Origin of the sequence: Candidatus Stoquefichus massiliensis AP9, assembly GCF_000455285.1 — a bacterium.
GTDB lineage: Bacteria > Bacillota_I > Bacilli_A > Erysipelotrichales > Coprobacillaceae > Stoquefichus > Stoquefichus massiliensis.
This window is the reverse complement of record NZ_HG005289.1, coordinates 199417-207093: the sequence shown is the minus strand read 5'-3', so window position 1 is coordinate 207093 and position 7677 is coordinate 199417. Positions and strand designations below refer to the sequence as shown.

The 7677-nt window shown below is 30.4% G+C and carries 8 protein-coding genes; 7 read left to right on the top strand and 1 reads right to left on the bottom strand.

All coding sequences use genetic code 11. The annotated features are described in order from the left end of the window. The 3 genes from BN350_RS19020 to BN350_RS10665 all read left to right on the top strand — a co-directional run. The coding region (locus tag BN350_RS19020) for an undecaprenyl phosphate translocase family protein (RefSeq protein ID WP_044600264.1) at nt 1–567 on the top strand (567 nt) is incomplete at its 5' end. Nucleotides 568–665: 98 nt separating this feature from the next. Further along, on the top strand, nt 666–1715 hold the full coding sequence (locus BN350_RS10670; RefSeq protein WP_028043589.1) for a molybdopterin-binding protein: 1050 nt from the start codon (nt 666–668) through the stop codon (nt 1713–1715). Nucleotides 1716–1818: 103 nt separating this feature from the next. Next, nucleotides 1819–2025 carry a hypothetical protein gene (locus tag BN350_RS10665; RefSeq protein WP_028043588.1) on the top strand — a complete coding sequence of 69 codons (207 nt, stop codon included), beginning with the start codon at nt 1819–1821 and terminating at the stop codon, nt 2023–2025. A 358-nt stretch (nt 2026–2383) separates the two neighbouring features. Here BN350_RS10665 and BN350_RS10660 read toward each other — a convergent pair whose 3' ends face one another. Further along, nucleotides 2384–3253: a LysR family transcriptional regulator gene (locus BN350_RS10660; protein WP_028043587.1), complete on the bottom strand. Its 870-nt coding sequence runs from the start codon at nt 3251–3253 to the stop codon at nt 2384–2386. Nucleotides 3254–3378: 125 nt separating this feature from the next. Here BN350_RS10660 and BN350_RS10655 point away from each other — a divergent pair, with 125 nt between their 5' ends. The 4 genes from BN350_RS10655 to BN350_RS20980 form a co-directional block, all read left to right on the top strand. Then, nucleotides 3379–4656 carry an adenylosuccinate synthase gene (locus BN350_RS10655; protein ID WP_028043586.1) on the top strand — a complete coding sequence of 426 codons (1278 nt, stop codon included), beginning with the start codon at nt 3379–3381 and terminating at the stop codon, nt 4654–4656. Between the two features lie 12 nt (nt 4657–4668). Then, complete coding sequence (gene guaA, locus BN350_RS10650) at nt 4669–6213, top strand: glutamine-hydrolyzing GMP synthase (protein ID WP_028043585.1); 1545 nt, start codon at nt 4669–4671, stop codon at nt 6211–6213. A gap of 430 nt (nt 6214–6643) precedes the next feature. Next, entirely contained in the window at nt 6644–6793 is a 150-nt protein-coding gene (locus tag BN350_RS20285; protein ID WP_081652895.1) for a DEAD/DEAH box helicase family protein, read from the top strand. A gap of 149 nt (nt 6794–6942) precedes the next feature. Continuing rightward, the coding region (locus tag BN350_RS20980) for a hypothetical protein (protein WP_196802962.1) at nt 6943–7677 on the top strand (735 nt) is incomplete at its 3' end.

Genomic DNA, 7677 nt, shown 5'->3' with positions numbered 1-7677 from the left:
GGATTGATTGCCTTTAGTATTCCATTGTTTTTAAAAGGTGAAATGAAAGGCGAGAAAATTAAATTGATTCCTTTGCTTTGTGGATTAGGTATTATATTTGGTTTAGAATTCTTAAATCCTGGGGAAGGGAATGTCAATGTTAATCCCGCATTTCCTAGCGTAGATTTGATGTTGTGTTTAACAATGGTATTAGTTGGAATTATTGGAGGAGCAACAATGTTGATGCCTGGTGTGAGTGGTTCTATGGTTTTATTAATTATTGGGCAATATTATTTGTTTAAATCTTATTTGGCTAATGTGACTTCATTTCAGTTAAATGTTCTCATTCCTCTATGTTTTATTGGTATCGGTGTTATTATTGGAATTGTTTTAAGTGCAAAAGTTTGTGATTATTTCATTAAACGTTATAAAGCTGGATTTTTAAGTTTTATATTAGGATTGATTATTGCTTCATCCCTTGTTTTAATTCCTTTTACAGCAAGTTATGATATGATGGTAATTATAAGTTCAGCATTGGCGCTTGTTTTTGGTGGTATTATTGTCTTAGGGTTAGGAAAATTACAATGACAAAGGACAGTTAGAGAAGTTTTATTCTTTAACTGTTTTCTTATTGATTTATATGTATGTTAAGCATATAATCATTCATCATGAGGGGTGACTTAAGAATGAATGTAGAAATTATTAATGTAGGTACAGAATTACTATTAGGAGAAATTGTTAATACCAATGCGACGCTATTACAAAAAGTATGTAAAGATTTAGGATTTAATGTCTATTTTCAAACTGTTGTAGGTGATAATCCTGAACGTTTATATAACTGTCTTAAGCTTGCATTTGAGCGTGGTGCTGATTGTGTCATAACAACAGGTGGATTAGGACCAACGACTGATGATTTGACAAAGGAACTATCAGCTCAGTATCTAGGTTTAGAGATGGTTTATCATGAAGAAGAGGCTCAGAAAGTTTTAAAGAAATGTCGTTATTGTACAGGTGTTGAAGAGATTCCTGAGAATAATTTTAAGCAGGCATATTATCCTATAGATGTATATATTCTTGAAAATGATATGGGTACGGCCAATGGATGTGTCATGAGTAAAGATGAAAAAATGATTATCAATTTACCTGGACCACCCAAAGAAATCAGATATGTTGTAGAACATTCACTTATTCCTTATTTGCAGCAGTTTAAGCAGGAAACAATCTATACCTATGAGTATTTGACAATGTTTATAGGTGAAAGTAAGATAGATGAAATTCTAAGAGATTTAATTAATGATCAGGAGAATGTATCAATCGCATTATATGCCGGTGAAGAAACAGTAAGAGTGAGATTGGCAGTCAAAGCACCATGTCAAAAGGCTGCTGATGAATTGATGACAAACATAAAACGTGAAGTAAAATTAAGAATTGAAAAATATATTATTTTTGAAAAAGATATGAAAGAAGCTTTATTACATCACATGGTACCTATTTCTATTGAATATCAGGGAGATTTTGTTTTACAGGATGATTTTTTGAAACCTTATATCAGTGATCAGCCTCAAATTAAAATTGTTATTGAGACAAGAATAGAAGAACTTGGGGAAGTTATTGTTTTCCATTTTAATGATTATTCTTTTGAAGTTCCTACTTTTGTAAAAGCAAGCTATTCTTATAGCAAAGTAGAAGCAAGATTTGTAGCACAATTGTATAAATATGTTATGAATTTAAAATAAAATTTATATGTAAGAGATTTCATTTTAAAATAATGTTGTTATTTTTTAATTCTTGTCTATAATAGCAATGTGCTATAAAGAGTACAAGATTGGAGGATTGAAAATGAGATTTAAGATTGAAAATTGTCATTATGAATTAGTAAAAGACTTATTAACAAGCTTAGATTCATTAGTTAAAAATGTAGAGAAGGAAGATAATGGTGCAGTTGTTACTTTACATGAAGGTCATTCTCAAAATGATTTGATGAGAGCTTTAAATCAAGATCCTTTATATACATTTTGTGAAAATGCAAATGTGCAAGTATTATAGGCATCGTATGATGTCTTTTTTGTTTATAAATATGGTATTTTTAAAAAGTATATCTATCTTTATAAGATGTAAGAGTTTACAATTGTTAAAAAACAAAAAAACATTGATAAAAAGGAGCGAATTTTTAACTTTTGGTTGCGAAAATAAAAACTTTACATATAATAGTTATTGTCCTAAGGGATAAGATGTATGTCATATAATAAGCAAGACATACACATCAGCAAACAAAAGTATTCATATAAGTTTTACTCAAGAATGATCTCTATTGGAGGCAGCAGTCCAATGGAATATAGTGAACAGCAGCACTATTGATCATCATATAAGAAAAGGACGATATAATGGGGAAATCGTCCTTTTCTTATATTTTCAGTAATTCTATAAATTTTAAAGAAGCAGGTGTGAGTGTTTTTCTGGAAAGATAAGCATAGCCTATGCTTCTTTTAGGTAGAGAATGTTCTAATGAGATTTCATAGATATCATGATTGCTGAGTTCGGCTTGTGAGAATTCTTTGATGACACATGCTTTACCAAGATTATTTTTAGCAGCTTCTAGCAACAAATCATGTGATCCTAATTCTATGGATGGTGTTAATAAAACACCATAACTAGCGAAGTGATGATCGACAAACTGTCTTGAGTTTGATGAACGCTCCAACAATATAAGTGGCTGATTTGATAAATCTTGTAAAGAATATATTTTATCTTCTTTTGTTTTTGAAACAAAGATATCATGAACTTGCAGACATTCTTGAATAATAATGGAATCGTCGTGTAAAGGCATATTAATAAATCCAATTTCAATTTGTCCTGATTTTAGTAAATGAATAATTTCTAAACTGGTACGATTGACCATTTTAATAGTAACTTGCGGATAGAGTTGATTAAAGGAAACGAGATAGGGCATAATGTAATTTTCACTTAAAGTATCGCCTGCCCCTATTGTTAATTCACCTTTTGTGAGTTCGCGAAGATTACCAATCTGATTTTCTGCGCTTGTAATGAGCGAAAGAGCCTGAGATATTTTTTGATAAAGCATTTGACCTTCTTGCGTGAGAATAACTCCTTTAGATTGTCTGATGAAGAGTTGCGTATTTAATTCTCTCTCTAAGACGTGGATAGCTTGAGAGACTGCAGATTGAGATATGAATAAATTTCTGGCTGCTAAAGAAAAGGATAATGTTGAAGCAGCTTCATTAAATATTTTGTATTGTTCTAGTTTAATGTTCATATTAGTTCTCCTTATATCACATTGTATAAATATTAATTTTACTAATAGATAAAATTATCATATAATAATCGCGTGTTATCGTCAATCAAAACAATAATGATTGTTAAAGAAAGGAAGATAGATAAATGGCAGGAGTTGTCGTCGTTGGAAGTATGTGGGGTGACGAGGGAAAAGGAAAAGTTACTGATTACCTTGCACAAAAAGCAGATGTTGTCGTTCGTTATGCTGGTGGAAATAATGCTGGTCATACAATTGTTTATGATGGAAAGAAGTTTGCTTTAAAAATGATTCCATCTGGTATTTTTAGTGGACATGAAGTGATTTTAGGAAATGGAATGGTTGTTAATCCTAAAGCCTTTTTGGAAGAAGTGAAGTACTTAAATGATGCTGGTATTGATACAAGCAAGATTCGTATTAGTGATAGATGTCATGTGATTTTACCTTATCATATTGCGATTGATGAAATTCAAGAGGAACGTAAAGGTGATCATAGTATTGGAACGACAAAAAGAGGTATTGGACCTACTTATGTTGATAAATATAGTCGTATTGGTATTCGTATGGGTGAATTTATTGATGAATCGTTATTTTTAGAAAGATTGAAAGAAGTATTTCCAATGAAGGTGATGGAATATCCTGAATTGGATAAACAATTTACTATTGATAGTATCTATGAAGAATATAAAGAATATGCTAAAATAATGAAGTCATTGGTTTGTGATACAGGAATTTTATTAGATCAATATTTACAAGATGATCGAAAAGTTTTATTTGAAGGGGCACAGGGAGCTATGCTGGATATTGACTATGGAACTTATCCATATGTTACAAGTTCTCATCCTGGGGCAAATGGTGTATGTGAAGGTGCTGGAATTGGACCTTTATATATCAAAGAGGCTATTGGGATTATTAAGGCATATACAACACGTGTTGGGGCTGGACCTTTTCCAACTGAGTTAAATGATGAAATTGGTGAATTGATTCGTGTGCGTGGACATGAATATGGAACAGTAACACAACGTGCTAGAAGAACAGGATGGTTTGATGCGGTTGTTGTGAATCAGTCACGCAGAATGTCAAGTTTAACAGGGATTGCTTTGATGTTATTGGATGTCATGAGTGGTTTTGAAACGATTAAGATTTGTACTGCTTATAAGTATAATGGAGAGGTCATTTATGGATTACCAGCAACAGTTAAAGGAATTGAACAAGTAGAACCTATTTATGAAGAAATGCCTGGATGGCAGGAAGATATTACAAATGTGAAGTCGTTTGAAGAGTTACCAGTGAATTGTCAAAATTATATTCGTCGTATTGAAGAATTAATTCATTGTCCAGTTGTGATGTTTTCAGTAGGTCCTGATCGTCAACAAACTGTTGTTTTAAAGGATATTCAATTTTAAGGAGGGAAATGAGTGAAAAGAGAATTAGTGATTGTCTTAGACTTTGGTGGACAATACAATCAGTTAGTGGCTCGTAGGGTCCGTGAATGTAATGTTTATTGTGAAATTTATTCGTATAAAGTTGATATTGAAAAGATTAAAGAAATGAATCCGAAAGGAATTATCTTAACGGGTGGTCCAAATAGTTGTTATGAAGAAGGGGCTCCAACATATTCAAAGGAATTATTTGAGTTAGACATTCCTGTTTTAGGTTTGTGTTATGGGGCACAATTGATGCAGCATGTCTTAGGTGGAAAAGTTGAACGTGCTGATGTGAGAGAATATGGGAAATCAAATTTAACTGTTAACAATAGTTCTCCTCTTTTTAGTAATGTTGCTAAAGATAGTATTTGTTGGATGAGTCATTTTGATTATATTTCTCAGATTGCCCCAGGTTTTGAGATTACTGCAACAACTCCTGATTGCCCAGTTGCTGCTTGTGAAAATACTGCTCAAAACTTATATGCAATTCAATTCCATCCTGAAGTTTTACATACACAAGAAGGAACAAAGATGTTATCAAACTTTGTTTTGAATGTTTGTGGTTGTGCTGGTGATTGGCGTATGGATTCTTTTGTTGAGGAACAAATCAAAGCAATTAGAGAAAAAGTAGGTCATGGTAAGGTTTTATGTGCTTTATCTGGTGGGGTTGATTCATCAGTTGCTGCTGTTTTATTATCAAAAGCCATTGGTAATCAATTGACTTGTGTTTTTGTTGATCATGGTTTACTTCGTAAAAACGAAGGTGATGAAGTTGAAGCTATCTTTGGCCCTGATGGCAATTATGATTTAAATTTTATTAGAGTCAATGCACAACAAAGATATTATGAGAAATTAAAAGGCATTGAGGAACCAGAAGCGAAAAGAAAGATTATTGGTGAAGAGTTTATTCGTGTCTTTGAAGAAGAGGCTCAAAAGATTGGTACAGTTGATTTCTTAGTACAGGGTACAATTTATCCTGATGTTGTAGAAAGTGGCTTAGGTGGCGAATCTGCAGTGATTAAGTCACATCATAATGTTGGTGGATTACCTGATTGTGTAGATTTTAAAGAAATTATTGAACCTTTAAGAGATTTATTTAAAGATGAAGTTCGTAAAGTTGGTTTAGAGTTAGGTATTCCTGAATATTTGGTATTTAGACAACCTTTTCCAGGACCAGGTCTTGGTATTCGTATTATTGGTGAAGTGACTGAAGAAAAGGTCAAGATTGTTCAAGATGCTGATTTTATCTATCGAGAAGAAATCGCAAAAGCTGGACTTGATCGTTCAATTGGACAATACTTTGCAGCTCTTACAAATATGCGTTCTGTAGGTGTGATGGGTGATGAGAGAACTTATGATTATGCAGTAGTCTTACGTGCTGTGAATACCATTGATTTTATGACAGCTGAATCTGCTGAGATTCCTTATCAAGTTTTAAATAAAGTGATGTCTCGTATTATTAATGAAGTTCGTGGTGTGAATAGAGTGTTCTATGATATTACATCTAAACCACCAGGGACAATAGAGTTTGAATAGTAGATAAAACGCAAAAAGTTTGTATTTTACAGACTTTTTTTATTTGATTGAAAGAAAATGATACACTTTTGATACTACAGTTAGGTTGTATATATTATTCTTTTTAATAATTAAATTAATTTTTATCTGTAGTTTTAAAAGGAAGTGAATATAAAAAATAGGACTATACTTGTAAAAGTTATAATAAGGATGATATTATTTAAATAATATATTGTGCTAAAGGGTAATTCTTGGTTGCTTGCAGAGTTAGCACATACGTTGTATAATTATTGCAACATATGCGCTGGTTTTAGATGAATGAAAGTTTAATAGTTATCTATATTTTGTGGTCAAAGGAATATAATACTTTGATATTGTTAAAAAAATTATTATTTGGTAAAATCAATAAAATGAAGTTTAAATAAATATAATTGTGTGGGAGAATAGGAAAATGGATGAAAATGTAATATATAATATTATTGAAAATCATTCTAATAATGATGAAAGACTTTTTTTGCTAGATGCACCAACTGGTTTTGGAAAAACGTATAATGTAATTAAATATATACAGAATCATTATAAAGATAAAAAAATTTTTTAATTGCCAATCAATTAAAATTGTTGCCAAATGAAAGTAGGATAATTGAAGGACTCAACAATGAGGAAGCTAATGATTTAAAAGACAATTTATTATATTTAAGATCATATTTAGATTCTTTTCTATTAAATTTCAAAAATAGTTACGGAAATATGGATGATGAATTTGTTCAAATAAATAATAAATTATTAAATGAATTAAAAAGTTTAGTTGAGAATATCAATAAAGAAAATGACAATCAAATAAAACAAATTTTTTATGATAAATTTACAACTACTGAATACGAATTTAGAAAACAAGTAAAGGCATTTTTAAAATCAAAGGGATATAAAAAGAACGAAATAATTAAAACTAAGTGGCTTACTGATTTATATCCTACAATTTTGTTAGAAAAAAAGCAAGTGATATTGTTGTCAACTAAAAAGTTCTTTTTGCCAATTGATACGATTAGTGGAGGTATAATATTACTTTATAATAAGAAGTTCGATAATTCAATATTATTTATAGATGAATTTGATGCTACAAAACAAGTTTTATTGGACACTATTATAGAAAATGCAACAGGTAATTATAAAGTAGACTGTTTTAGGTTGTTTAGATTGTTAAAAAATATTTTTGAAAAGAATACATTAATAGAGTACACAAAATCTTGGAATAATGAAAATATAACTATGATTATAGAAAATTTGACTAATTTATTTTTAGAGACAAATAAAAGTTTTCAAGAATTATTAAACTATCCATTTAAAGTAAAAGATACCTCACTTATTACAAAACATTTTATTTTTAATGATAATATTACTTTATCTATAAGTAAAGATACTGATTTAACACAATTTTATACATATTTTGATGAAAAGGATAAATTTAATTATATTGTTAAATCT

Coding starts and splice junctions, on each gene's coding strand:
- BN350_RS10670 (WP_028043589.1), top strand. CDS start 666: ATGAATGTAGAAATTATTAATGTAGGTACAGAATTACTATTAGGAGAA.
- BN350_RS10665 (WP_028043588.1), top strand. CDS start 1,819: ATGAGATTTAAGATTGAAAATTGTCATTATGAATTAGTAAAAGACTTA.
- BN350_RS10660 (WP_028043587.1), bottom strand. CDS start 3,253: ATGAACATTAAACTAGAACAATACAAAATATTTAATGAAGCTGCTTCA.
- BN350_RS10655 (WP_028043586.1), top strand. CDS start 3,379: ATGGCAGGAGTTGTCGTCGTTGGAAGTATGTGGGGTGACGAGGGAAAA.
- BN350_RS20285 (WP_081652895.1), top strand. CDS start 6,644: ATGGATGAAAATGTAATATATAATATTATTGAAAATCATTCTAATAAT.